The following is a 24,598-nucleotide window of genomic DNA, read 5'->3' on the forward strand; positions in this document are numbered from 1 at the left end:
AATGAGGTTCAAGCAGGCTCCAGGCGCGATCTGAAATATCGTGGCGGCGGTGTGCAGGTGTACTCATGGTTAATCGACTCTTATGATGGAATGATGGGGCATTATTATTGCACGAAATTTCTCATGACGACACCATCTAGCGTATTCCATAAAGATTTTGATAACATTGTTCTTGGCATGATGAGCTGGAGTAATGGTTTTTTCGCGAAGACAATGATACCAGATCATCATGCTGTTCAAATTCCCCTCACAAAACGTCAACACGCCCTAAATAGGATGAAAAATAAATTGCGTTATTATCATTCATAAGATAATCATAACCAATAGCATATTGTCACTGTTTCGGCTTTCAATTTGGGCTTACTGCGTTTATGATTCTGCTAGTTAACACAGTCTTTTCCCGTGGCGGCTCTATCTGCATTATTCCAAAGGATAAATGATAGTACAAATGACTGAGCCCCCCTAACACCGCTCGTTGAACTGAAAGCCTTGAGTAAGGGCTTCGGCGGTAAACAAGTTATTTTACAGCTCGATCTGACAATCAATGATGGCGAGTTCCTGACCATTATTGGGACATCCAGTTGTGGCAAAACCACAGTACTCCGTCTGATAGCAGGGCTAGAAGATGCAGATAGCGGCAAAATTTTATTGGAAGGGCAGAAATTACTACCTTCTTGGTAGAGCTGGATGGCACCAACGCAATCCCTCCCAACACTAACTAAGAGATCAAAATAGATGCTTACTGGCTATATGAAATCTGGCTTGCATACGGGCTATAATTTCACTGGAGTTCGGTAGTAAGTTATCGAAAAAATTAAATACTTCCTGACCTACAAGGTGCCTACTCCCAATCCATTCAATACAACGGTCAACTTGTTCATTTACCACTCCCTTGTCCAACCACTATTTGGCTTTGTTGAGGCATTATGCTCTGTAACTTGTAGCCCTAAATCTAGTACTGAGAGTAGCTTGAACAACGTTTCCAGTTTGCTTTTTTCAGGACTGTTCTCAAATCCAGAAACCGTACTTTGCTTTATTCCAAGTCGATCAGCCGTCTCTTTTTGGGTTAGACGCATTTTTTACGTTGCTCCCGCATTGCCACAGAAAGTGTTTGTGGTGATGTGATCTTCATAAATATCCCCTATAGAGGATAAATACAACATATCCTCTACAAGTTATACAGCGGGTTATTACAACCAAATGAGTTCCCCCGCCAATATAATTATGGATTGATATCTAATGATGCAGAAAGGCTATTTGAGAAATAACGCTATTATCAGCCAGACGCTTTAAATAATCATTACTTACAACGTCGGATAAATCCCCGGCCCAATCGGCAACCCAGCAAAATACCATCCTACTAACAACACTATCCAAACAGCATAAAACACCAGTGGATAAGGCAATATTAAGGTGTAATAAGTGCCTAACTGGGCATTTTTATAATAACGCTGGAGAAATCCCAGGAAGAGCGGTACAAAAGGTGATAACGGTGCTAAGGGCAAGACAGCGGAATCGGAAATACGGAAGACTATTTGGGCAAAAGCAGGATGAAAGCCCAGCAAGACAAACATCGGCACAAAAATCGGCGCCAGAATCGACCAGATGGCCGAGCCACTCGCGATAAACATACACAGGAAAGAGGATAAGAACATTAACCCGATGAAAGCCGGAACACCTGTCACTCCTAAGGTTTCCAGTATGTCGGTTAACCCTATCGCCATAAATTTGCCCATATTGCTCCAGTTAAAGAAAGCAACAAATTGCGCCAAAGGGAAGACCATAATGAAAAACCCCGCCATGCTTTTCATGGGATCAACCAGCAGCTCAGGAATATCATTAGGTTTTTTTATCTGTTTTATGGAAACACCATAGGTAATCGAAACCACAAAGAAAAACAGGATAATGACAGGCACGATCCCTTTTATAAATGGCGATGGAATAATGGTTCCGGTCTGTGGATCACGCAGTAAGGCATTTTCAGGGACGACCAATAACGCAATAATTCCAATGAAAACTAACGCTGATAGACCACTCATCAACAATCCACGGTTCTGTTGTGAAGTGAGTTTTTCCAGCTTCTCATTGTGATCACCTTTCCAGGCGGGGAGACGTGGCTCGACAAATTTATCCGTTAAAATTGCTCCTGCAATTGTCAGGACAATCACCGACGTTGCCATAAAATACCAGTTATCAATAACACTGACTTGTAAATCAGGATCAAGTATTTTGGCTGCTTCTGTGCTGATACCCGATAACAGAACATCGGTTGTCACAATCAATAGGTTCGCAGTAAATCCCGAAGCGACTCCCGCAATCGCAGCCAGTAATCCCGCAACGGGATGTCGACCTACTGCAATAAAAATCAACGCCCCTAACGGTGGCATGATAACAAGCGCAGCATCCGACGAAATATGGCTAAAAAAGGCAATAAATAGCACCATGTAACTGGCATAACGTTGATTAATACCAGAAGCCATTTTGTACATCAGGGCTTGCAATAACCCGACTTTTTCCGCAAGTCCCGCACCAATAACCAAAGCTAATATGGCTCCAAGTGGGGCAAAGCTACTAAAATTTTTAACGATATTCGGTAAGATCCACTGTAATCCTTCAGCACCCAATAAATTTTTAACTCTGATAAGTTCTCCATTGGTGGGATTTTTTACACTTAAATCAAACCAGGAAAAAATAGCCGTCGCTATCATTAATACAGCGGTTAAATAAACGAATAAAACAAAAGGATTTGGAATTTTATTTCCGATTCTTTCAATCCAACCAAGAATACGCCCCGGACTTTTATTTACAGGAATAGTTACTTCACTCATCGTTATTTCCTTTGTGCTTGCTGTTGTTATTATTTTGTCATCAGGTAGCATCGAAATAAGGGAGATGCAGGGCGATAGTCGCCAAGGTTTTTACTGCGGTTGTCATCACATTTTCATCAAAGTCAAACCGCTCATTATGGTGACCCGCGCTCAGTTCTGCGCCGAAAATCAGGTAGGTAGCTTGACCGCCATTCGCTTTGACACGTTCCATAAAATAGGTCGCGTCCTCCGAACCCGCAGGTTGCTGACGGCTTTTGACAACAGATGAAAGCTCTGGAATATATTGTCGGGTTTGTTGATCAATAAAATCGACCCATGCAGGGCTAGGTGGGCTACTTTGCGCAGCGCCCATTAACGCTATTTCATATTCAACACCCTGCATTTTTGCCGCCCCATCAATAATATTCAGGGCTTGATGGTAGACAAAATTATTGATTTCATTGGTTTTGCCACGTGTTTCTACTTTCATTAAGGCATAGTCAGGGATAACGTTACGGCCAATGCCTGCCCGCAATACTCCGACGTTGATGCGTGAACTACCCTCACTGTGGTGAGCAATTGCCTGTAACCCTAAAACTGCGTGAGCAGCGGCCAACAACGCATTTTTTCCATCTTCAGGTTTGGCGCCAGAATGGGCAGCAACGCCACGATAAGTGACATCGATTTTGGTCGTAGCAAAAAAATTATCACTCCCGCAGACCAGTTCTCCCTGAGGCACGCCAAGGCCGATATGAAGGGCGATAAATAAATCAACATCATCAACAACTCCCGCTTCCACCATGGATTTTGCCCCACGGGTTCCCTCTTCCGCAGGCTGAAAAATCAGTTTTATTTTTCCTGTCAGTTGGCTTTCATATTTTTTCAAGATATGAGCAAGCCCCAGGCCGATTGCTGTATGACCATCGTGCCCACAGGCATGCATCATATTTGCGTTGCAAGAGGAAAAACCTTCCGCGTAAGGGAGATGTCGATGAGTTTGCGCCTCATTCTGGTCAAGGGCATCCATATCAACCCGAAAAGCCAGCGTTGGCCCAGGCTTTCCTGTATCGAGTGTCGCCACAATACCCGTAAAGCCACCGGAAAAATGAGGCAGCCAGGCAGTCAAAGCACCTTGCTTAATCGCGCGCTGTTCCTGTGCTTGCAATGCCTGCTCCGGCGGTACGCCCATTCGAGCGTCTGCTTTGATAACCTCTTTTCCCATTTTTAGGCTATAACCTAAACGATGCAGTTCATCTGCCACGATAGTTGCGGTTCTGAATTCGAACCAACCTGACTCAGCAAACTGATGAAAATCACGGCGCCAGCTTTGTAATTTCCCGGCAATTTGCTGAATAGATTCGCTTAATAAAATATCCATAGTCATTATCTCTTTTAGTTGTCTAAAAAGATGGAGAGTGTTTTGCTTTATTTCATCAACATTGATTCACGTTAATAAATAAAGTTAATCCGATTCCAATTAAATTATTTCCATTTAATTATGAGAATAATTAATAAATATGTTCATTCTCTAACGTGGAACCTATTTTTATTACTCCACTCTAATGTAGACAGTAAATTCCATTTAAATAAGATACAATTAACTTTTCCTATATAATTAAAAGTTATCGCAAGAGAAAAAAATGACGACACCAATAAAACTCAATCAACTGCGTGCTTTTGTTGAAATCAACCGTCACGGCAGTATCAGAGCTGCCAGTCGTTTTCTGTCACTCTCCCAACCTGCTTTAACGAAAGCAATACGTGAGTTGGAGGATGTGCTCGGTACAAAATTATTTATCCGTAGTAATCAAGGTATTCATTTAACCGAATGTGGTAAAGGTTTTCTACAACGTGCCAGCTTAATACTTGAAGAGCTTAGGATTGCTCAGGAAGATATTCAACAACGTATTGGATTAATTGGTGGTGTTGTTAATATTGGTGTTGCCGGCAGTATTACGCGTACCATTATGCCAAAGGTCATTACACAGTTTCATCGTGATTACCCGACAATAAAATTAAGAATTGTAGAGGGTCAATTATTGACAATGTTGCCTCAACTCAGGCAAGGTGAATTGAATTTCACCGTAAATACTTATTATCCCGGCAATCTGGATGCAGAATTTAATGTCGAAAAACTGATGGAAAAAGAGTACAAAGTCATTGTACGAAAAGGACATCCCAAAGCGAATGCCACTTCTTTGGAGGAATTAGTGGATTGTGACTGGACTATGCCAACACCAAAAGGCACTTATTATCACCGATTATTTGAGAATTTTTCATCTCTGAATAAACCCCCTATCTTTAGTGTTACATGTGAAACATTGATGTCTTGTATGAGCTTAGTCGCTGAAAGTGATTTTTTAACGATTGTGGCGGTAGATGTCGTTAATGAGGCTTTATTTGCTCAGCAATTTGTCGCTTTAAACCTTAAAGAACAATTGCCGTTTGCAACTTTTGGACTTATTCAACGCAGGGATACAAAGCTCACTCCCGCAGGAGAACATTTAGCGAAGCTTTTTCGGATGTATTGTCGTGATTGATTTTTAATTGCATCTGCTACATCGGCAAATAATTCTGTTAGTTTATCCATTTAATGTACTTTTTCCACATGATGAAAATAATTTACATAAGTAACTACCGAATAAGTTCCCATTTATCAAATTGCTCCTTAATTTCTTTAATGGATGTCAGTTTGATCTTGGGTGTGGTCACTTGTTCAAATAAGTCCGCATAACGTTTTCTGCTCTTTGGTGCGACAACGGAAATATGATGGATCATTTTCCATTTGATACTATCCCTATTACCTTCCAGACCACCATAGCGATCGCGTTGGAATAGTGTTCTATTGACATAACGGAGCAGGCTTGAGGGTGTTGAGACATCCAATAAAATCATCCCTGTTGCTCTGGATAACCGTTGTGGTAAACATTTTCTATAATTCCCATCTATCACCCAATTCTCTTCTTCTATTGCCATATCATGCAATGAGATGAATTCATCTACAGAACGTTCTTGCCAGTTTGTATTGGGTAAATGAAAAAGCTGATCCAGATGAATGACCTTCAAGTTACACTTCCTTGAGATAGCATTAGCAAGTGTAGATTTACCGCTATTTGAAGGCCCCATAATGCAAATTCTATTGCCTAAATCTGAAAGTTTCATTACATTCACCAGTAGTAATAGCGTCAATTTTTGTTATCGAGATGAGAGCATTCGCTCACTTACATTAATGAAGCTATGGTATGAGTAAACTCATAATGATATTGATGACCAGAATTCTTATAGAAGCTTTGCAATACGTGAATTTCAGACATAAAAAAAGACGCTTCTTTTTATTGAGCGTCTTAATTTATATGGTGCCGAAGGCCGGACTCGAACCGGCACACCCGAAGGCGGTTGATTTTGAATCAACTGCGTCTACCGATTTCGCCACTTCGGCACTGAAATGGTTCGGAGAACGGGGGCCATTATACCTGTCAGAAGCGCATTCGCAACACTTATCCTTTCGATTTTGTTCAAGTGCCGAAAAAAGAATCGCTTATTCTGTTTTTTCACCAGACCTTTCCCCGTAACGCTTAAAATCCAACCATCTTTTCCACCACACCCCACCAATTCCTCCTCACACAATTCCTTCCAACCAATAGACAATCCATAAGCTCCTTATATAATTCAAAACAATACACTGCTATGAGGGAAATTATCATGACTATTATCAGTTGGATTTTTACAGGTATCCTGTTGGGTGTCGTTATTGGTGCCATTATGGCGATTTTTAAGAAAAACAAATAACTGCTTTATTTCCCACTTGAATGCTCCCTGATTGGTTAATCCAAAAATGAAAAAACGGCTATATAAACTGTGTGCAGTTTCTGTCATGGCATGGGCGATTTCAGCTTGTGCCGATTCTGGTCATTCACACCAGAAAAAATTTCAGCAATCCAATGCGCAACCTGCAAAATGGGAAGTGTTCGAGAGTAATGACAATATCAGGAAAATGGCTACAGCATTGGTCGATCAGTATTCTCAATCCATCTTCGAAGAAGGTAATCCTTTGGGAATGGCGATGGTGGTTATCGATAATAATCAAGTCATACATCGCAGTTTTGGAGAAACTTATCCAGGGAGCGGCGTTCGGCCACGGCAGGACTCTTTGATTCGTATTGCTTCTATTACCAAATTGATGACCAGCGAGGTCATGGTGAAGCTGGCACAGAGGAAACACCTCAAAATTACCGATCCATTGCAGAAATACACTTATTACGGTGTCCATGTGCCGAACTACGGCACAGGTCAACCAATTCTCTTGTATCATCTGGCGAGTCATACCAGCGGATTGCCACGGGAACAGCCTGGTGGAAAATGGGGACGCCCTGTATTTATTTGGCCGACCCAATCGAACCGTTGGGCTTGGCTGAAAACCGCCAAAATAGATACCACGCCCGGCACGACGGCTTCGTATTCCAATCTGGCCTATGATTTATTGGCTGATGCCCTTTCTAAAGCAACGGGAAAACCCTATTCCCGTCTGCTGCAAGAGGAGATTACTTATCCTTATCGCATGAAAGATACGACGCTGACGCCCACGCCATCCCAATGTACCCGCTTGATGGCAGGGGTTAAATCCAGCCCGTGCGTAAATACTATTGCTGCTGCGGGCAGTGGCGGGGTTTATTCCACTCCCGCCGATATGCAGCGCTGGATGCAACAGTTTTTATCTTCCCATAATCAGTTAAGGAAACAGACTGCCAGCCGTGAACAAGGTATCTACTTTAAGCGTGCCGATCTGAAATCAATCAAAGGGATGGATGTTGCGGGTCAGGCGGATGGTATCGGTCTTGGCTGGGTATATATGGATGCCGAAGGTATTTATCAGAAAACAGGCGGCGGCGGTGGATTTAATACCTATATGGCAATGATCCCTGAACGCAATATCGGCGTATTTGTGGTGATGACGCGCAAGGAGCAAAGTAAATTTAGTCACGTGACAAGTGGAGTTAATGAATTGGTTGCCGCATTGGCGCGCAATCATAATCAAATTTAGTTTCGTTAAGATAGGAATCGCCTCCACTATTGAAGGTGGAGGCGATAGATACATTTGATTATTTATCAGGTTATTATCGCTATTTTCTATGTAAGAGTAAGTAAACACTCACTACAAAAAACAACAAACTTGGCACCAGCGCCCCTAATATCGGCGGCATACTATAAACCAGACTGAGTGGGCCGAATATCTCATTTAAGACATAGAACACAAACCCCATACTGATACCCACAACGACCCTAAATCCCATCGGCACGCTACGCAATGGCCCGAAGATAAAGGAGAGAGCCATCAGCATCATCACCGCAACCGATAAAGGTGCGAAGATTTTCTTCCACATATTAAGCTGGTAACGTCCGGCATCCTGCTGACCCTGTTGCAGGTAGGTAATATATTGATGCAGGCCGCGTATGGAAAGCGCTTCAGGATCGAGAGAAACCACGCCCAACTTTTCTGGTGTCAGCCTGCTTTTCCAGTCCGCAGAAATACGTTGTGATCCAGTAATCTGCCCATTTTGAGTTAAATCGGATTCTTCAACCTGAGATAACTTCCATTGATGGTTATCTTGGTCATACACCGCTGAAGCTGCATATTTTATGGATAACAGTTTTTGATTATCATCAACATGATAGATGCTGATGCCGTTCAGAGCGTTGTCCTTATCAACACTCTGGATATAGACAAAATCGTAGCCATCTTTCGCCCAAAGCCCTTTCGTGGTGGACATCAGTGAGCCACCATACATTTTTTGCGAGCGATAATTACGGGCAAGCTGCTCTCCTTGTGGGGCAACCCATTCGCCAATGACCATTGTCAACAAAACCAGCGGAATTGCCGTTTTCATGACGGAGCCCGCCACTTGCAGGCGGGTAAAACCTGAGGCCTGCATCACCACCAGCTCACTGCGTGTTGCCAGTGCTCCCAAGCCCAATAACGCCCCAAGCAGGGCAGCCATTGGGAAGAAGATCTGAATATCTTTGGGAACACTTAGCAGAGTATAAATGCCAGCGGAAAGTGCGGTATATTCCCCCTGCCCCACTTTGCGGAGCTGATCGACAAACTTAATAATGCCGGAAAGTGATACCAGCATAAACAAAGTCATCAAGATGGTTTGCAGGATGGTACGGCCAATATATCTATCCAATACCCCAAACATCATGACGCTCCTTGAGTCTTAAAGCGTGAACGCAGTTTACGCATGGGCACGGTATCCCACAGATTAAGTGTCATAGCCAACGCAAAATAGACTCCGTTGACTAACCACATCCAGAACAGGGGATCTAGTTTGCCTTTACTGCCATTGGAATGCAGGGAGCTTTGCAACAGGAAGAAGATCAGATAGAGCAACATGGCTGGTAACATACTGAGTATCCGCCCCTGGCGTGGGTTCACGGCACTTAACGGCACCACCATCAACGCCATAACTAGCACCGAAACAACCAACGTCAGACGCCAGTGAAATTCCGCGCGGGAGTCGTTGTCAGTGTCATGCCAAAGCTGTTCAATCGATTTTTGTTCAACTTTGTTATCGATATCTGCTTTTTGGTGCCCAATCACGGCCTGGTAATCAGTGAATTCAGTAATGCGGAAGTCACGTAACAGAGCGGTGCCTTCATAGCGCGTTCCTTGATGGAGTACCGCTACCTGATTACCATTCGGGCGCTCTTCCATATGGCCACCATCGGCAATGACCACAGAAGGACGCTGCTCATTCGTCGGACGGAGCTGAGCCAAAAAAACATTTTCAAAAGAATTGCTCTTCACATTACCGATATACAACACCATGTTGCCATCACGGGAAGGCTTAAACTGCCCCTCCACGATCGCCGCAAGGCTTGGATTGGCTTTTACATCGGCTAGGACTTGTGCTTTATATTTGGCAGACCACGGCGTGATCCAGATAACGTTAGCCGCCGCCAACGCTGATGTGAACAGAGCCAGAATAATGGCTGATTTCACCAATACACTTTTACCCAACCCGCAGGCATGCATGACGGTGATTTCACTTTCGGTATAGAGTTTACTAAACGTCATTAATACCCCAAGAAATAAACTCAGGGGCAAAATAAGCTGCGCCATCTCTGGCACACCTAAACCTAACAACGATAAAACCAAATTTGCGGGAATATTCCCTTCCACCGCCGCACCTAATACTTCAACTAATTTCTGGCTGAAAAAGATCAGCGATAAGATGAACAGTATTGCGATTTGGCTTTTCAGGGTTTCCCGTACTAGATATCTAATGATGATCACGCTTATTACGCCTGTGAAAACTTGTCTTTTTGCAGGAAAGTCGCTAACTTCGTCGTATATCTACCATTTATATGAATCAGTTTGGCTTCCCCATCGCTAAAATGATACCAAAGCATTCCATATATTGGTTCCCAATTAGAACATAGTTATCGTTATCTAAGTACCAAAAAATAATGTGCTTAGCTTAACATAACCGTTAATTTTCTTTGGGATGCATTAATGCGGAACGCGGTATTTTAGCGATTGTATCCGTCTTTGTCTTTAAGATTCAGGAGAACTCATGGAGTTTAGTGTAAAGAGCGGTAGCCCAGAGAAACAGCGCAGTGCCTGTATTATTGTCGGCGTGTTTGAACCCCGCCGTCTTTCCCCTATCGCAGAGCAACTTGACAAAATAAGTAATGGCTATATCAGTGCCTTATTACGCCGTGGTGAACTTGAAGGCAAGGTGGGTCAAACCTTGTTGCTACATCATGTTCCGAATGTACTGTCCGAGCGTATTTTACTGGTTGGATGTGGAAAAGAGCGTGAACTGGATGAACGCCAGTATAAGCAAATTATCCAGAAAACGATCAATACCCTCAACGAAACCGGCTCAATGGAAGCCGTTTGTTTCTTGACAGAACTGCATGTGAAGGCGCGCAATAATTACTGGAAAGTACGTCAAGCGGTCGAAACAGCTAAAGAATCACTGTATGTTTTTGATCAGCTCAAAAGCAGCAAAAATGAACTGCGTCGTCCACTGCGCAAAATGGTATTCAATGTACCGACCCGCCGCGAGTTGACCAGCGGTGAACGCGCTATTCAGCACGGTCTTGCCATTGCATCGGGTATCAAGGCGGCGAAAGATCTCGCCAATATGCCACCCAATATCTGTAATGCTGCCTATTTGGCATCACAGGCGCGCCAGCTTGCTGACAACGCGGCTAACCTGACCACCAAAGTCATTGGTGAAGAGCAGATGAAAGAGCTGGGCATGCATTCTTATCTGGCGGTTGGTCAGGGTTCGCAGAATGAATCCCTGATGGCAGTCATGGAGTATAAAGGCAGCACAGACGCCAATGCGAAACCTATCGTATTGGTGGGCAAAGGGCTGACTTTTGATTCCGGCGGTATCTCGCTCAAACCAGCCGAAGGTATGGATGAGATGAAATATGATATGTGCGGTGCTGCTTCCGTCTATGGCGCCATGCGCGTTGTTGCCGAACTGCAATTGCCAATCAATGTCATCGGTGTCCTGGCCGGTTGTGAAAATATGCCTGGCGGACGCGCCTATCGTCCTGGAGATATTCTGACTACCATGTCCGGCCAGACCGTTGAAGTGACGAACACCGATGCGGAAGGTCGTCTGGTATTGTGTGATGCGCTGACTTATGTTGAGCGTTTTGAGCCGGAATCGGTCATTGATGTTGCAACCTTGACCGGCGCCTGTGTCGTCGCTCTGGGTGGCCATTATACCGGCCTGATGTCTAACCATAATCCCCTGGCGCATGAACTTCTGAATGCGTCAGAGCAAGCAGGCGATCGTGCATGGCGCCTGCCTTTGGCTGATGAATATACCGAGCAGTTAGAATCCAATTTTGCCGATATGGTAAACGAATGTGGACGCTCTGGTGGTGCCATTACCGCAGGTGCTTTCCTATCCCGCTTTACCAGCAAATACCACTGGGCACATCTGGATATAGCGGGTACAGCATGGCGTTCAGGTAAAGCGAAAGGAGTAACAGGTCGTCCGGTTGCACTCCTGTCACAATTCCTGTTAAATCGTTCAGGTTTGAATTCTGACGATTAATGCTCCTGCCGCTTAATGGAAGTAAGGGTATTGCAACTGCAATACCCTTACTGTTTCCAGTAACCTTGCAAGCAAGAAACTATGAAAAACGCCACCTTCTATTTATTAGAAAAGCTACCATCATTAGAAAAGCTGTCACCGGAAAAGCGGTTATCGGAACAATCATCGTCAGATGATCTACAGCCACATGAATGGCTGGCATGTCAGCTTGCTGCTGATCAATGGCGTGCAGGGAAGCGGGTTCTGATTGCTTGTGAAAGCCAGCAACAGGCTGAAAAATTGGATGAAGCATTATGGCAACGAGAGCCAAGTCAATTTGTACCGCACAATCTTGCCGGCGAAGGCCCCCGCTATGGTGCCCCCGTGGAGTTGTGCTGGCCGCAAAAAAGAGGCAATACTCCCCGCGATGTGTTGGTGACACTGCTTCCTTATTTTGCAGACTTTGCCACAGCTTTCCATGAAGTGATAGACTTCGTTCCTATTGATGAAAATCTGAAACAGTTAGCGCGCGAACGATATAAATCTTATCGTAGCGTCGGCTTTAATTTGACCATGGCAACCCCGCCAACCTATTGAATATCAAGACACAATGGAAAAGACACCCGCTAATCAAACGCAATCTGAGCCATCTCTCGATAAAACATACAACCCGACAGAGATAGAGCAACCCCTTTACAACCACTGGGAACAGAGTGGTTACTTTAAGCCGAATGGCGATACCAGCCGTGAAAGTTTCTGCATCGTCATTCCGCCACCAAACGTCACTGGCAGCCTGCATATGGGACATGCATTCCAGCAGACTATTATGGATACCATGGTGCGTTACCAACGTATGCAGGGTAAAAATACCCTGTGGCAAGCCGGGACTGACCACGCGGGTATCGCGACTCAAATGGTTGTTGAGCGCAAGATCGCGGCAGAAGAAGGCAAAACCCGCCATGATTATGGTCGTGAAGCTTTTATCGACAAAATTTGGCAATGGAAAGCAGAATCGGGTGGCAATATCACCAACCAGATGCGCCGTCTGGGTAACTCCGTAGATTGGGAGCGTGAGCGCTTCACTATGGATGAAGGCTTGTCCAAAGCGGTTAAAGAGGCCTTTGTTCGCCTGTATCAAGAAGATTTGATTTACCGTGGCAAGCGTCTGGTTAACTGGGACCCGAAATTACGCACTGCGATTTCTGATCTGGAAGTCGAAAACCGTGAAGTGAAAGGTTCTATGTGGCACCTGCGCTATCCGCTGGCTGACGGCGCTAAGACTGCGGAAGGCAAAGACTACCTGATTGTTGCCACAACCCGCCCAGAAACCATGCTGGGGGATACCGGTGTTGCCGTGAATCCGGAAGATCCGCGTTACAAGGATCTGATTGGCAAAGAGATCCTCTTGCCACTGGTGAACCGCCGCATTCCTATTGTTGGCGATGAACACGCAGATATGGAAAAAGGCACTGGCTGCGTGAAAATCACCCCAGCCCACGATTTCAATGACTATGAAGTCGGTAAGCGCCACAACCTGCCAATGATCAACATCCTGACTTTTGACGGCAATATTCGCGAAGCCGCAGAAGTCTTCGATAGCAACGGCGAAGCTTCTGATCACTACCCGACCGACATCCCTGCCGAATACCGTGGTATGGAGCGTTTCGCTGCCCGTAAGGCAATTGTGGCCGAATTCGAAAAACAGGATCTACTGGTTGAGATCAAACCTCATGACCTGACGGTTCCTTACGGCGACCGTGGGGGCGTAGTGATCGAGCCAATGCTGACCGACCAATGGTATGTTCGTACCGCACCACTGGCGAAAGTGGCGATTGAAGCGGTTGAGAACGGTGATATCCAGTTCGTACCAAAACAGTACGAAAACATGTACTACTCCTGGATGCGTGACATTCAGGATTGGTGTATTTCCCGTCAATTGTGGTGGGGTCACCGTATTCCGGCGTGGTATGACGCACAAGGCAATGTCTATGTTGGCCGCGATGAAGAAGAAGTTCGCCGCGAGAACAACCTGAGTGCAGATATCATCCTGACCCAAGACGAAGACGTACTGGATACCTGGTTCTCTTCTGGCCTGTGGACATTCTCTACCCTCGGTTGGCCTGAGCAGACCGACGCTCTGAAAACTTTCCATCCAACTGATGTGCTGGTCAGTGGCTTCGACATTATCTTCTTCTGGATTGCCCGCATGATCATGATGACCATGCACTTCATCAAAGATGAAAACGGCAAGCCACAAGTGCCATTCAAAACAGTCTACATGACTGGCTTGATCCGCGATGAAGAAGGCCAGAAGATGTCAAAATCCAAAGGGAACGTTATCGACCCTCTGGATATGATCGACGGTATCTCGCTGGAAAACCTGCTGGAAAAACGTACCGGCAATATGATGCAGCCACAACTGGCAGAGAAAATCCGCAAACGTACTGAAAAACAGTTCGCGGAAGGTATTGAAGCCCACGGTACTGACGCCCTGCGTTTCACTCTGGCAGCACTGGCTTCTACCGGCCGTGATATCAACTGGGACATGAAGCGCCTGCAAGGCTATCGCAACTTCTGTAACAAACTGTGGAACGCCAGCCGTTTCGTGCTGATGAATACGGAGGGACAGGATTGCGGCCAGAACGGTGGTGAAATGTCGCTATCACTGGCAGATCGCTGGATCCTGGCCGAATTCAACCAGACCGTTAAAGTTTATCGTGAGGCACTGGATACTTATCGTTTCGACATCGCCGCAAATATTCTTTACGAATTCACATGGAACCAATTCTGTGACTGGTATCTGGAGTTGTCCAAACCGGCAATCAATAAAGGGACAGAAGCCGAAGTCCGTGCGGCTCGCCATACCCTGATTGAAGTTTTGGAAGGTTTGCTGCGTCTGGCACACCCAATCATTCCATTTATCACTGAAACCATCTGGCAACGAGTGAAAGTCGTCAAAGGCATCGAAGCGGATACCATCATGCTGCAATCTTTCCCTGCATTCGATCAGGCGAAAGTCGATGAATTGGCGCTGAACGATCTGGAGTGGATCAAGGAAGCGATCATTGCAATACGTAACATTCGTGCAGAAATGAACATTGCGCCAAGCAAACCGCTGGAAGTTCTGCTGCGTGATGCAAATGATGATGCACAACGCCGTGTCGCTGAAAACCTCAATTTCATTCAGGCAATGGGTCGTCTTTCTTCTGTTACCGTATTAGCGGCAGGAGAAGAAGCACCTGTTTCTGTTACTAAACTGATCAATGGGGCGGAAGTGTTGATCCCAATGGCCGGTTTGATTAATAAAGATGCAGAACTGGCGCGTCTGGATAAAGAAATCGAGAAGCTGGATAAAGAAATCGACAGCATCGAGGCCAAACTGGCTAACGAAGGTTTTGTCAGCCGAGCACCGGAAGCCGTTGTTGCCAAAGAGCGCGAACGTCTGGCAAGCAACAAGGCTGCAAAAGAGAAATTACTGGCGCAAAAAGAGACTATCGCTGCACTATAATTTTTCCTAGTTGAAATTTCTTCATATAAGCCACTGTAATGTAATTTGCAGTGGCTTTTTTGTGCTATCTATTCTGCATTAACAGTATGCCACCATGAATATAGAGGTAACTTGCCTCTCCCCTATTTCGTCAATGAAGTTGGAGAAATATGTGTCATATTTATGACTAGCTTTATGGGTATAACACCTATAAATATATTGATCACTAGAAATTTTGTAGGCATTATACCCACTCATTAGCAAAATGGAGGGTTGATGAGTAGTACAGAGTTAATCAAACGCCTGATGGCTAACGGATGGACAAAGGCACGACAAGACGGAAGCCATATCACGTTAACCAAACCGGGGATCACAAAGATAATCACCGTACCGCATCCCCGAAAGGATGCGTCAAAGGGAGTTATCCGGCAGGCACAGAACATTTCAGGATTGAAATTGTTGTAACAAAAAGGAGCGGTATAACCGCTCCTTATCTGTACTACTTATCATAAATGACGAGGTAATATTATGATTTATCCGCTTTTTATCTTTAAAACAGAAGATGGTTTCGACGGTTACTTTCCCGATGTTGACGGTTGTTTTTTCGCTGGCAACACCTTGGAAGAAACTATCCGTGATGCTGAAAGAGCTTTCGGACAGCACATGGAGGTTTTGACTGAACAAGGCGGGTATGTCCCTGCACCCAAAAATCCATCGGATTACATCGGTGATGACCGCTTATCTGAAGATGGCGGGGTTATTGCGCTCATTGAGTTAGATCCAGCGAAATACGAATCAAAGGCGGTGAAATTCAACTTGACCATGCCCGGCAATTTATTAACTGCGATAGATCGCTACATTGAGAAAAATGGTCACTATAAAAACCGTTCTTCTTTTCTCGCTGAATTGGCAAGAAAAGAAATTGCTCACTCTTAACCTATAGGGCAGGAAACTGCCCTGATTTCCAACTTAGCCAATCACAGACTAATGCTTTTGTTTCAGCTCATCTGGATTTATAGGCCAGTTCTTTCACCAAACCCACTGCATCAACATAAAAAATAGCAGGGAAAGCATTAAACTTTTTAATATTGATCTCGTATACTTACTAATAAAATAAGCCAACATTACCGTAATCAATGCGAAAACATATTTAATATTAAAATGTTCAATTAATTCACTTAAGGATAAATTATTCAATGAAATATTAACGATAATCGTCCCCAGGATAAAACAGATGGCATAATCCAGGGAAGTAATTAGCAACCCCTTTTTCTTAAACCAGCGATTATTATTCATTAAAAAAGGAGCTATTCTTAATATGAAACTCATTAATCCCATCAATACGATCAACAGCATCATGATCTTCTATCCTTTCTGATTTTCCGTTCGATAAACGCAATCATTATTCCGCATAAAACAGGGACTGCCAGATCCATTAATTTCATATCTACTTCATTCAATAACGGTGCGCAAACCCCTCCCATTACTGTCGCCAAAACCGACATATCCTTGCCCGAACGCTTGGCAGTCAGGGAAGCAAAATGGATGGGAACCAACATCACGAGGAACAGCGAAAGGGAACCATAATCCAGATATTCGGCCGAAATATACCCCAGCAAAGTGGCACAAAATGTAATCACAAAACAGGGTACAGCAACACCCAGATAAAAATGAAATTGGGACTTTCCATCCGTGATATTTTCCGCAGAGAGATGTGAATGTGTCACTGTATAAGTGCTGGCGCTAAATCCCAGCATCGACAGCAAAATATTTCGCTTAGGGATGCCATGAAAATATTGTGACATCACCATTGCCATCAAGAAAAAGCGGAAGTTGATCAGCAAGGCCAGAATAATAACAGAAAGTATCGCCCCATCAGTCAGATAACCCACCGCAGCGACTTGTAATGGTGCTGCATATATCAACAATGATCCGACTAACGTTTCCATTAATGGAATACCGTGACTTTGATAAAGAGCACCAATCGAAGTAAAAATAAGGAAAAAAGAGATACAAACAGGCAAAGAGTCAACCATGCCTTTCCGAAAGAGTGAATTCAACACTTGGCACCTATATTTAACGTTATATTTAGGGTAGCTGAGATATCGATACATTTCATAATAATAAATATAATCAAACCATAATCAATATAAACCTTATTGATTAGAAATGACATCAGGATATGATATAACTTTATTTTATATATAAAGCTTATGATATTACCGCTATAGTAAAAATAATTTTAAAAACAATAATTCCCCTCGGAGAAATAGATAACATGAAAGCGGTATTAAATATATTATTGGCGGGCATTATTCAATTGGGTTTCACCCACTTCGCTTATGCACAATCTACTCTTGATAACATTCATTCCACGGGAATATTCAGGATTGGGACTGAAGGTGCCTATGCCCCATTCAGTTATCATGACACTTCTGGAAAATTGACCGGATTTGATGTGGAAATCGGTCGTGAAATTGCTCAGCGCATGAAAATGAAGCCTGAATTTATTGAAGGCAAATGGGATGGCTTGATTGGCGGGCTTGATGCCGGGCGTTTCGATGCCGTGATGAACCAAATCGCGATTACACCGGAACGTGAGAAAAAATACAGCTTTTCTTTACCTTACGTTATTTCAGAAGCTGTACTGATTACCCGAAAAGATAACAACGATATTAAGACATTTAGCGATTTAAAAGGGAAAAAATCGGCGCATACTCTGACCAATAATTTTGCCCAGATCGCCAGACATTATGGCGCCGACATTATCGGCACTAATGGCTTTAATCAGGAAATAGAACTGGTAAGTACAGGCCGTGCTGATGCCACCATCAACGATAAACTTTCTTACCTCGATTACAAAAAACATCGCCCGGATGCTCCAGTAAAAATTGTTGCCGCAGATACCCGTGCAGCACAAACTGCCGTGCTGTTGCGTAAGAACGACACTGAATTAAAAACCGCAGTAGATAAAGCCATTACTGAAATAAAAGCGGATGGTACTTATCAACGTATCTGGGATAAATATTTCGCTGAAAACAACTGACCAATCATTAAAATAAGGGCTTGATGGAATAGGCCCTTAATGTTTATTTCAGGTTCTAAGCTATAACTTTATTGTATATAGCGTTCACCTTTTCTTGCCATATCATCATTAAAACAACCACATAAAGAATAAACATATTTTTAATATCTATCAGGAAGGTTCTATGACTCCATCATGGCTTGATTTAACGTTGGATTCTCTATGGCCGATGATTTACGCTGGCCTGACATTCACTATTCCCCTCACGCTGATTACTTTTGCTCTTGGGATCTCATTAGGGTTTATCGTTGCTTTAATCAGGCTATATGGTCCTAAACCCCTGGTTGCTGTCGTTCGGTTTTATGTCTGGTTGATCCGCGGTACACCTCTGTTGGTTCAGCTATTCCTGATCTTCTACGCCCTGCCTAGCGTGGGCATTACTTTGGAAGCGTTCACTTCCGCCGTTATCGGCTTTACCCTGAATGTCGGTGCCTATACCTCAGAAGTGATCCGTGCTGCTCTCACTTCTGTTCCCAAAGGGCAATGGGAAGCCTCTCATTCTATCGGCATGAGCTGGTGGCAATCACTGCGCCGGATCGTTCTGCCACAGGCGGCACGGGTTTCAATTCCTCCTTTGTCCAATACCTTTATTTCGTTGGTAAAAGATACCTCGCTGGCTTCCGTGATTACCGTGCCAGAAATGTTTCTGGCGGCACAGCGCATCGCTGCCGTCACCTATCAACCGTTAATCCTGTATACCGAGGCCGCCATTCTCTACCTACTCTTGAGTTCAGTATTGTCAGCACTGCAAGTCCGGTTAGAAAAGAAATTTGCCCAGCAAAACAGTAATAAGGAAGCCAAAGATGATTCAGCTTACCAACATTGAAAAAAATTTCGACGGACAGAAGGTGCTGAAAAATATTAACCTGACCATCAAGGAAGGCAGCCTGACGGCACTTATTGGCCCTTCCGGTAGCGGAAAGAGCACCTTGCTGCGTTGTATTAATCTGTTGGAGATCCCACAGGCTGGCAAGCTGGAAATTGGTAAAGAGCAAATCAGTTTTACCGGTAAAGAGCGATTACCACATCGGGAAATCCAGCGTTTTAGCTTGCAAACTGGCATGGTATTCCAGAACTTCCAGCTTTTCCCGCATCTGACGGTGATTGATAACATTATGGAAGGGCTAATTTGGGTACAAAAATGGCCTCGCGAACGCGCCAGAGAACGGGCGCTGGCATTACTGGAAAAAGTCGGTTTATCCCACAAAGCGGAGGTTTGGCCGAATACACTGTCCGGCGGCCAGCAGCAACGTGTCGCAATCGCCAGAGCGATGGCACCTTCCCCCAAAGTGCTGCTGTGCGATGAACCAACATCGGCACTTGATCCTGAATTATCTAAAGAAGTCGTCTCAGTTTTGAAACAGTTGGCAGGAGAAGGCACCACCATGTTAATGGCAACGCATGATCTGCGCCTGGCTGCCAATCTTGCTCATGATGTTGTCTTTCTGGAATCTGGCGAGATTATTGAATCGGGTACGGCAAAAACCCTTTTTACCCGTCCTGCTAAGGTGCGTACTGTCGAGTTTATCTCAACCCTGACAGAAACCTTGCCGGACTGGGAAATATAGCGAGCAGTCACACGGTACATTACTTATTTAGAGAAATACAGTTACTTGGAGAAACGCAATGAAAAAAATTTTGAGTCTGTTACTGGCGAGTGCGACTGTCCTTGCTATTTCGGCTCCTGGCTATGCCGGCAAAGATTTTGACGCTATAAAAGCCTCTGGCATCTTTAAGATTGGCACGGAAGGCACTTATCCTCCTTTTACCTACCACGATGCCAGCAATAAATTAGTCGGCTTTGATGTGGATATCGCACGGGAAATCGCCCAGCGTTTGAACGTCAAACCTGAATTTATGGAGGTCAAATGGGATGGTTTAATTGCCGGATTGGATGCGAAACGTTTTGACGCTATTATCAACCAGGTTGGTGTCACCCCAGAACGGGCAGCGAAATACAGTTTTTCCATTCCTTACACGACTTCTCAGGTTGTGTTGATCACCCGTAACGATAACAGTGATATTAAAACCTTCGCGGATATTCAAGGCAAACGCTCAGCCCAATCACTGACCAGCAATTACGGGCAATTGGCAACGTCTTACGGCGCTAGTTTGGTCAGTACAGATGGTTTTAATCAGGCTATTGATCTGGTCGCTACCGGACGCGCTGATGCCACACTCAATGATCGCCTGTCATTCCTTGACTTCAAAAAACAGCGCCCTAATGCGCCAGTAAAAATTGTTGCCCAGCAAACCGATGCGAGTCAATCAGCCGTCTTATTGCGTAAAGGAGATGCCGAATTACTAGAAGCAGTTAATAAAGCCCTGCAAGAGATAAAGGATGACGGTACATATGCCCGTATCTCTGAGAACTATTTTGGCGTGGATATTACCAAATAAATTTTTCTTTACCTGAGAATAGGGCGGTATTTTTATAAAACCGCCTTACAGCCCAAACCTCAATCCGATAGAGCGATTGTGGAAGTATATGAATGAGCAAGTGCGTAACAATATCTATTTTCCGGATGCGAAGACCTTCCGTGAAACTCTTCGTCACTTTTTTCATGTCACTTTGCCAGAAAAAGCGAAAGAGCTCACGACTCGACTGACTGATAATTTTCAGATTTTAAAACCTGCATCTTCAAGTTAGATTGGTATAGACTACATTAAAAAACGGGAAAAAGAGCTGGTTGAACAAACACTCTTATATTGGAGGAATCTCCCTAATTTCGAGTTAATGGGTAATCCTTCCCTTCCCAGACTAGCCATCTTCTCATTTAATATTAAAGGACTGCACTATGGTGTGGTTGTTGCCATGCTAAATGACTTATTCGGAATTCAGGCAAGAGGTGGTTGTTCTTGTGCGGGACCTTATGCCCACCAGTTACTAGATATAAACCAAGACGATAGCCGGAATATCCAAGAAGAATTAGCACAGGGAAACAAGCTTGCCCGCCCTGGCTGGGTACGGCTAAATCTGCATTATCTGCTGGAAAAACCCACAGTTTGTTACATTCTGGAGGCCGTTTCACTCATCTCCCGCTACGGGCACTGGTTAGCAAAGCAGTATCATTACCACAATGACAAAGGTGTTTGGTTATACCAACAATACCAACCTCAATTGACCGTTTCTCTCGATCATCTAGAATTCTTTCACCAACAGAGGAATATCCGCCCAGAATCTCTTGAAGAATCCATGAAATCAGCTAAAAATATCCTGTTAAAAAGCAAGTCACATGTCAGTAGTGAGAAAATCGCTAATATATTAAATAGTTAGCTGTTATGGTAAACTCCATCTCCTTTTTATTGGTGGCGCATAGATAAAGTTGATGTCTATTGTATTTTGCTTACAATCCAATCTAGAGTTAAAGAACAAATCGTCGATATAACCATAAATACGCTAGCATTTGCAATACTGCTCGTTTGCTGAAAATCGCAAGGGTCACCGTCATGAGAACATGAAAAACTCACCGCCCAACACATGCTTATACTCGTGACTGCTCCCCGCCCTATCGGGCGAGGCTTTCCACTTCACAGGCCGCTGCTTGCGCCTAATTGAACGGGAATGACATTTGCCCTGTCTTAGCAGTGGATGAACAATGGTCTTTTGTTCGCCACAGAATATAATAGATGGAAAATTAGTGAATTTTTCCATTTAAACCACATGTATCCACGCCTCCATAGTGAGCTGATTAATTATTGATTAACTTAATATATTTCATGCTGTATTATTTCATTCCCTATAAATAAAAATATAAAGAGAAAATAATGACAGCAAAAACAACACACAACTACGTTATTCGCCCCATCACCCAACAAGACAATGCAGGCATTGCCGCTGTGATCCGTGAAGTCTCTGCCGAGCATGGCTTAACCGCAGACAAAGGTTTTGCCGTTGCTGATCCAATTCTGGATACCCTGTACGAAGTTTACAACCAGCCACGCAGCGCTTATTGGGTTGTTGAAATGGATGGCGAGGTCGTTGGTGGTGGCGGTATTGCTCCGTTAGCGGGTAGTGATGGTGATACCTGCGAATTACAGAAAATGTACCTTTCATCGGTACTACGGGGAAAAGGTATTGCCAGGCAAATCGTGAAGCAATCTCTCGAATTCGGTACAGAACAAGGTTTTAAACGCTGCTATCTGGAAACGACAGAGAATCTGAAAGCCGCCATTGCTTTGTATGAAAAGCTGGGCTTTAACTATCTTAGTGAGCCTCTTGGCAATACAGGCCACAGCGATTGTGAAGTCAAAATGCTCAAGGCACTATAACGCCAATGGCCTTCAATATTAAAGCTATTCGTAATAAATCAGCCCCACAGTTTAAGTGGGGCATTTGGTTTAACGCTACTTTTTTGCCGCAATCTTCAAAAGATTTTAATGGAGTCTGGGTTCATCGTCCTCAGGGGGAAAGAGATCACCGTCATCTTCATCATCAGGCGCATTAGGATCTTCAAAGTACGTTCCCCAACCGTCGTAATTTACACCGATCTTTCCAACCAGATCCATAAGCTGCTCAACCTGTGCGTCGATCAATTCAGCTTCCAGACGACTTTCGCTGATCACATCACAGCACATCAAAACAACACCGTCTTCTGTTTCCAGCTCTTCCGCATCCGTTACTTCATAGCCTAATCTGAAAGCTTCAAGGGCGGCTTTTTCCAGTTGGTCGAAGTTTTCTGCCGAAAAATGGTGCTCAATAATATAAAGTGCATCAGGATCACTGCCATCTTCCAATAATTCTTCGATGATCAAGCGAGTTTCTTCACACTGTTCTTCTAAAGCATGTGGGTCTGCCATGCCAATCCCCTCCGTCAGTTGGCTGTCTTGTTGTGCATTCTCCCATCTTTTATGTGCAAAGGATATATCTATCCAATTTTGCTCTAAAAGAAATGAATAACTAAGCTGCTGATCTATAACCTGTCTTAATACCTTCACGCCTATAAACGCTGAACACAGAGCTTGTAATTAAATTTTTTATCGATATATAGTGAATATAAATTCAATATTGCACTCATGGAGACAATGCATAATGAACCCATTTTTCAAGCGTTCTTTCCTAAGATTACTTGACATTACATCCACAGAAGTTGATACCCTTTTAACTTTGGCTCATGCATTAAAATCGAATAAAAAATCAGGTTCGGAATCTCGCTTACTTACAGGGAAAAATATTGCCCTGATTTTCGAAAAAGATTCCACCCGTACACGCTGTGCATTTGAAGTTGCAGCTCATGATCAAGGTGCCAATGTTACCTATTTAGGCTCAAGCGGCAGTCAGATCGGGCACAAAGAATCCATTAAGGATACTGCGCGGGTGCTTGGGCGTTTGTATGATGGTATCCAATACCGTGGACATGGTCAGCAAATTGTCGAAACGCTCGCGCAATACGCAGGGGTTCCGGTCTGGAATGGCCTGACTGATGAATTTCACCCAACCCAACTTTTGGCTGATTTAATGACGATGCAGGAACACAGCCAAAAGCCACTCTCCGAGATCAAATTTGCCTATTTAGGCGATGCCCGCAATAACATGGGCAATACCCTGCTGGAAGCGGCTGCATTGACGGGTATGGATCTCCGTTTAGTCGCGCCAAACGCATGCTGGCCTGACGAAAATTTGGTTACAGAATGCCAAAAACAGGCGGAAAAAACTGGCGGTCAAATCACCCTGACAGAAGATATTACGCATGGTGTAAAAGGAGTCGATTTTCTGTATACCGATGTTTGGGTATCGATGGGAGAAGCGAAATCGGTCTGGCAAGAACGCATTGCATTACTGAAACCCTATCAGGTCAATATGGATGTTGTGAAACGCACGGGAAACCCAGAAGTTAAATTCCTGCATTGCCTGCCCGCTTTCCATGATGAAGAGACGGTACTTGGTAAGCAACTGGCAGAGGAATTTAATGTATATGGTGGACTGGAAGTCACTCATGAAGTGTTTGAATCAAAACACAGCATTGTGTTTGATCAGGCTGAAAACCGAATGCATACCATTAAGGCCGTGATGATAGCAACTCTGGTGGAAAACCTCGTATTGTAATAGTTGATTCATATTTTGCTTCCTCTCGTACTGCAAAAATCACAATACCAACTTACCCAACTTACTTGGCTTCTGTATCTTCAAATAAGTTGGGTATTCTCCACCGACTTT

At 44.1% G+C, this 24,598-nt stretch carries 24 protein-coding genes, 1 tRNA gene and 2 pseudogenes; 17 read left to right on the top strand and 10 right to left on the bottom strand.

Going from position 1 to position 24,598, the window contains the following annotated elements; genetic code table 11:
- Both Xedl_RS27240 and Xedl_RS04230 read left to right on the top strand, forming a co-directional pair.
- The coding region (locus Xedl_RS27240) for a hypothetical protein (protein ID WP_158024342.1) at positions 1 to 309 on the top strand (309 nt) is incomplete at its 5' end.
- Between the two features lie 171 nt (positions 310 to 480).
- A pseudogene (locus tag Xedl_RS04230) lies at positions 481 to 666 on the top strand (ATP-binding cassette domain-containing protein); the annotation flags it as partial.
- Between the two features lie 215 nt (positions 667 to 881).
- On the opposite strand, the gene Xedl_RS04235 reads toward Xedl_RS04230, so the two are convergent.
- The 3 genes from Xedl_RS04235 to Xedl_RS04245 form a co-directional block, all read right to left on the bottom strand.
- Positions 882 to 1,076 carry a helix-turn-helix domain-containing protein gene (locus tag Xedl_RS04235; RefSeq protein WP_244149664.1) on the bottom strand — a complete coding sequence of 65 codons (195 nt, stop codon included), beginning with the start codon at positions 1,074 to 1,076 and terminating at the stop codon, positions 882 to 884.
- 228 nt (positions 1,077 to 1,304) lie between these two features.
- Positions 1,305 to 2,828, bottom strand: coding sequence for a p-aminobenzoyl-glutamate transporter (gene abgT / locus Xedl_RS04240; protein WP_074022603.1), 1,524 nt, complete (start codon positions 2,826 to 2,828; stop codon positions 1,305 to 1,307).
- Positions 2,829 to 2,868: 40 nt separating this feature from the next.
- Positions 2,869 to 4,185, bottom strand: a complete 1,317-nt coding sequence (locus Xedl_RS04245; protein WP_074022604.1) for a M20 family metallo-hydrolase — start codon at positions 4,183 to 4,185, stop codon at positions 2,869 to 2,871.
- A gap of 262 nt (positions 4,186 to 4,447) precedes the next feature.
- On the opposite strand from Xedl_RS04245, the gene Xedl_RS04250 reads away from it, so the two are divergent.
- Positions 4,448 to 5,347 (top strand): LysR family transcriptional regulator, encoded by a 900-nt coding sequence (locus tag Xedl_RS04250; RefSeq protein WP_074022605.1) that lies wholly within the window; start codon positions 4,448 to 4,450, stop codon positions 5,345 to 5,347.
- A gap of 94 nt (positions 5,348 to 5,441) precedes the next feature.
- On the opposite strand, the gene Xedl_RS04255 is transcribed toward Xedl_RS04250, so the two are convergent.
- Both Xedl_RS04255 and Xedl_RS04260 read right to left on the bottom strand, forming a co-directional pair.
- Positions 5,442 to 5,969, bottom strand: a complete 528-nt coding sequence (locus Xedl_RS04255) for a P-loop NTPase family protein (protein ID WP_074022607.1) — start codon at positions 5,967 to 5,969, stop codon at positions 5,442 to 5,444.
- Between the two features lie 192 nt (positions 5,970 to 6,161).
- Positions 6,162 to 6,246, bottom strand: a tRNA-Leu gene (locus tag Xedl_RS04260).
- A 396-nt stretch (positions 6,247 to 6,642) separates the two neighbouring features.
- Here Xedl_RS04260 and ampH point away from each other — a divergent pair.
- On the top strand, positions 6,643 to 7,848 hold the full coding sequence (gene ampH / locus Xedl_RS04270; protein WP_074022611.1) for a D-alanyl-D-alanine-carboxypeptidase/endopeptidase AmpH: 1,206 nt from the start codon (positions 6,643 to 6,645) through the stop codon (positions 7,846 to 7,848).
- Positions 7,849 to 7,927: 79 nt separating this feature from the next.
- Here ampH and lptG read toward each other — a convergent pair whose 3' ends face one another.
- Together lptG and lptF are read right to left on the bottom strand one after the other, a co-directional pair.
- The gene (gene lptG / locus Xedl_RS04275) at positions 7,928 to 9,004 is read right to left on the bottom strand and encodes an LPS export ABC transporter permease LptG (RefSeq protein ID WP_074022613.1); all 1,077 of its coding nucleotides are present in this window, start codon (positions 9,002 to 9,004) and stop codon (positions 7,928 to 7,930) included.
- The gene (gene lptF, locus Xedl_RS04280; protein ID WP_074022614.1) at positions 9,004 to 10,101 is read right to left on the bottom strand and encodes an LPS export ABC transporter permease LptF; all 1,098 of its coding nucleotides are present in this window, start codon (positions 10,099 to 10,101) and stop codon (positions 9,004 to 9,006) included. The genes lptG and lptF overlap by 1 nt, the downstream gene beginning before the upstream one ends.
- A 280-nt stretch (positions 10,102 to 10,381) precedes the next feature.
- Here lptF and pepA point away from each other — a divergent pair, with 280 nt between their 5' ends.
- The 5 genes from pepA (at position 10,382) to Xedl_RS04305 (ending at position 16,292) form a co-directional block, all read left to right on the top strand.
- The gene (pepA, locus tag Xedl_RS04285) at positions 10,382 to 11,890 is read left to right on the top strand and encodes a leucyl aminopeptidase (protein WP_074022616.1); all 1,509 of its coding nucleotides are present in this window, start codon (positions 10,382 to 10,384) and stop codon (positions 11,888 to 11,890) included.
- A gap of 81 nt (positions 11,891 to 11,971) precedes the next feature.
- Positions 11,972 to 12,466, top strand: a complete 495-nt coding sequence (locus tag Xedl_RS04290; protein ID WP_074022618.1) for a DNA polymerase III subunit chi — start codon at positions 11,972 to 11,974, stop codon at positions 12,464 to 12,466.
- Positions 12,467 to 12,479: 13 nt separating this feature from the next.
- Positions 12,480 to 15,377, top strand: coding sequence for a valine--tRNA ligase (locus Xedl_RS04295; RefSeq protein WP_074022620.1), 2,898 nt, complete (start codon positions 12,480 to 12,482; stop codon positions 15,375 to 15,377).
- A gap of 255 nt (positions 15,378 to 15,632) precedes the next feature.
- Entirely contained in the window at positions 15,633 to 15,821 is a 189-nt protein-coding gene (locus Xedl_RS04300; protein WP_074022621.1) for a type II toxin-antitoxin system HicA family toxin, read from the top strand.
- A 63-nt stretch (positions 15,822 to 15,884) separates the two neighbouring features.
- Positions 15,885 to 16,292 carry a type II toxin-antitoxin system HicB family antitoxin gene (locus Xedl_RS04305; protein WP_074022622.1) on the top strand — a complete coding sequence of 136 codons (408 nt, stop codon included), beginning with the start codon at positions 15,885 to 15,887 and terminating at the stop codon, positions 16,290 to 16,292.
- Positions 16,293 to 16,385: 93 nt separating this feature from the next.
- Here the strand turns inward: Xedl_RS04305 and Xedl_RS04310 are convergent, their stop codons facing one another.
- Both Xedl_RS04310 and Xedl_RS04315 read right to left on the bottom strand, forming a co-directional pair.
- Positions 16,386 to 16,715 carry an AzlD domain-containing protein gene (locus Xedl_RS04310; RefSeq protein WP_074022624.1) on the bottom strand — a complete coding sequence of 110 codons (330 nt, stop codon included), beginning with the start codon at positions 16,713 to 16,715 and terminating at the stop codon, positions 16,386 to 16,388.
- A complete protein-coding gene (locus Xedl_RS04315) occupies positions 16,712 to 17,392 on the bottom strand; it encodes an AzlC family ABC transporter permease (protein WP_074022626.1) in 681 nt (226 codons plus the stop codon). Before Xedl_RS04315 ends, Xedl_RS04310 begins: the two co-directional genes overlap by 4 nt.
- Before the next feature lie 242 nt (positions 17,393 to 17,634).
- Between Xedl_RS04315 and Xedl_RS04320 the strand changes: the two genes are divergently transcribed.
- The 7 genes and pseudogenes from Xedl_RS04320 to Xedl_RS04350 all read left to right on the top strand — a co-directional run bounded on the left by Xedl_RS04320 (position 17,635) and on the right by Xedl_RS04350 (position 22,713).
- Complete coding sequence (locus Xedl_RS04320) at positions 17,635 to 18,402, top strand: amino acid ABC transporter substrate-binding protein (protein WP_074022627.1); 768 nt, start codon at positions 17,635 to 17,637, stop codon at positions 18,400 to 18,402.
- Between the two features lie 163 nt (positions 18,403 to 18,565).
- On the top strand, positions 18,566 to 19,267 hold the full coding sequence (locus tag Xedl_RS04325; protein ID WP_074022629.1) for an amino acid ABC transporter permease: 702 nt from the start codon (positions 18,566 to 18,568) through the stop codon (positions 19,265 to 19,267).
- On the top strand, positions 19,245 to 20,009 hold the full coding sequence (locus Xedl_RS04330; protein ID WP_074022630.1) for an amino acid ABC transporter ATP-binding protein: 765 nt from the start codon (positions 19,245 to 19,247) through the stop codon (positions 20,007 to 20,009). The genes Xedl_RS04325 and Xedl_RS04330 overlap by 23 nt, the downstream gene beginning before the upstream one ends.
- Before the next feature lie 58 nt (positions 20,010 to 20,067).
- The gene (locus tag Xedl_RS04335) at positions 20,068 to 20,841 is read left to right on the top strand and encodes an amino acid ABC transporter substrate-binding protein (protein WP_074022632.1); all 774 of its coding nucleotides are present in this window, start codon (positions 20,068 to 20,070) and stop codon (positions 20,839 to 20,841) included.
- Positions 20,842 to 20,881: 40 nt separating this feature from the next.
- Positions 20,882 to 21,091, top strand: a pseudogene (locus tag Xedl_RS04340) (transposase); the annotation flags it as partial.
- Positions 21,092 to 21,097: 6 nt separating this feature from the next.
- Positions 21,098 to 21,718 (top strand): aminotransferase class V-fold PLP-dependent enzyme, encoded by a 621-nt coding sequence (locus Xedl_RS04345; RefSeq protein ID WP_339373754.1) that lies wholly within the window; start codon positions 21,098 to 21,100, stop codon positions 21,716 to 21,718.
- A gap of 491 nt (positions 21,719 to 22,209) precedes the next feature.
- On the top strand, positions 22,210 to 22,713 hold the full coding sequence (locus Xedl_RS04350; RefSeq protein WP_074022637.1) for a GNAT family N-acetyltransferase: 504 nt from the start codon (positions 22,210 to 22,212) through the stop codon (positions 22,711 to 22,713).
- A 105-nt stretch (positions 22,714 to 22,818) separates the two neighbouring features.
- On the opposite strand, the gene rraB is transcribed toward Xedl_RS04350, so the two are convergent.
- Positions 22,819 to 23,241, bottom strand: a complete 423-nt coding sequence (rraB, locus tag Xedl_RS04355; RefSeq protein ID WP_139292462.1) for a ribonuclease E inhibitor RraB — start codon at positions 23,239 to 23,241, stop codon at positions 22,819 to 22,821.
- 232 nt (positions 23,242 to 23,473) lie between these two features.
- On the opposite strand from rraB, the gene argF reads away from it, so the two are divergent.
- Positions 23,474 to 24,487 carry an ornithine carbamoyltransferase gene (gene argF / locus Xedl_RS04360; protein WP_074022638.1) on the top strand — a complete coding sequence of 338 codons (1,014 nt, stop codon included), beginning with the start codon at positions 23,474 to 23,476 and terminating at the stop codon, positions 24,485 to 24,487.
- Positions 24,488 to 24,598: the final 111 nt, after the last annotated feature.

The organism is Xenorhabdus eapokensis, from assembly GCF_001908105.1.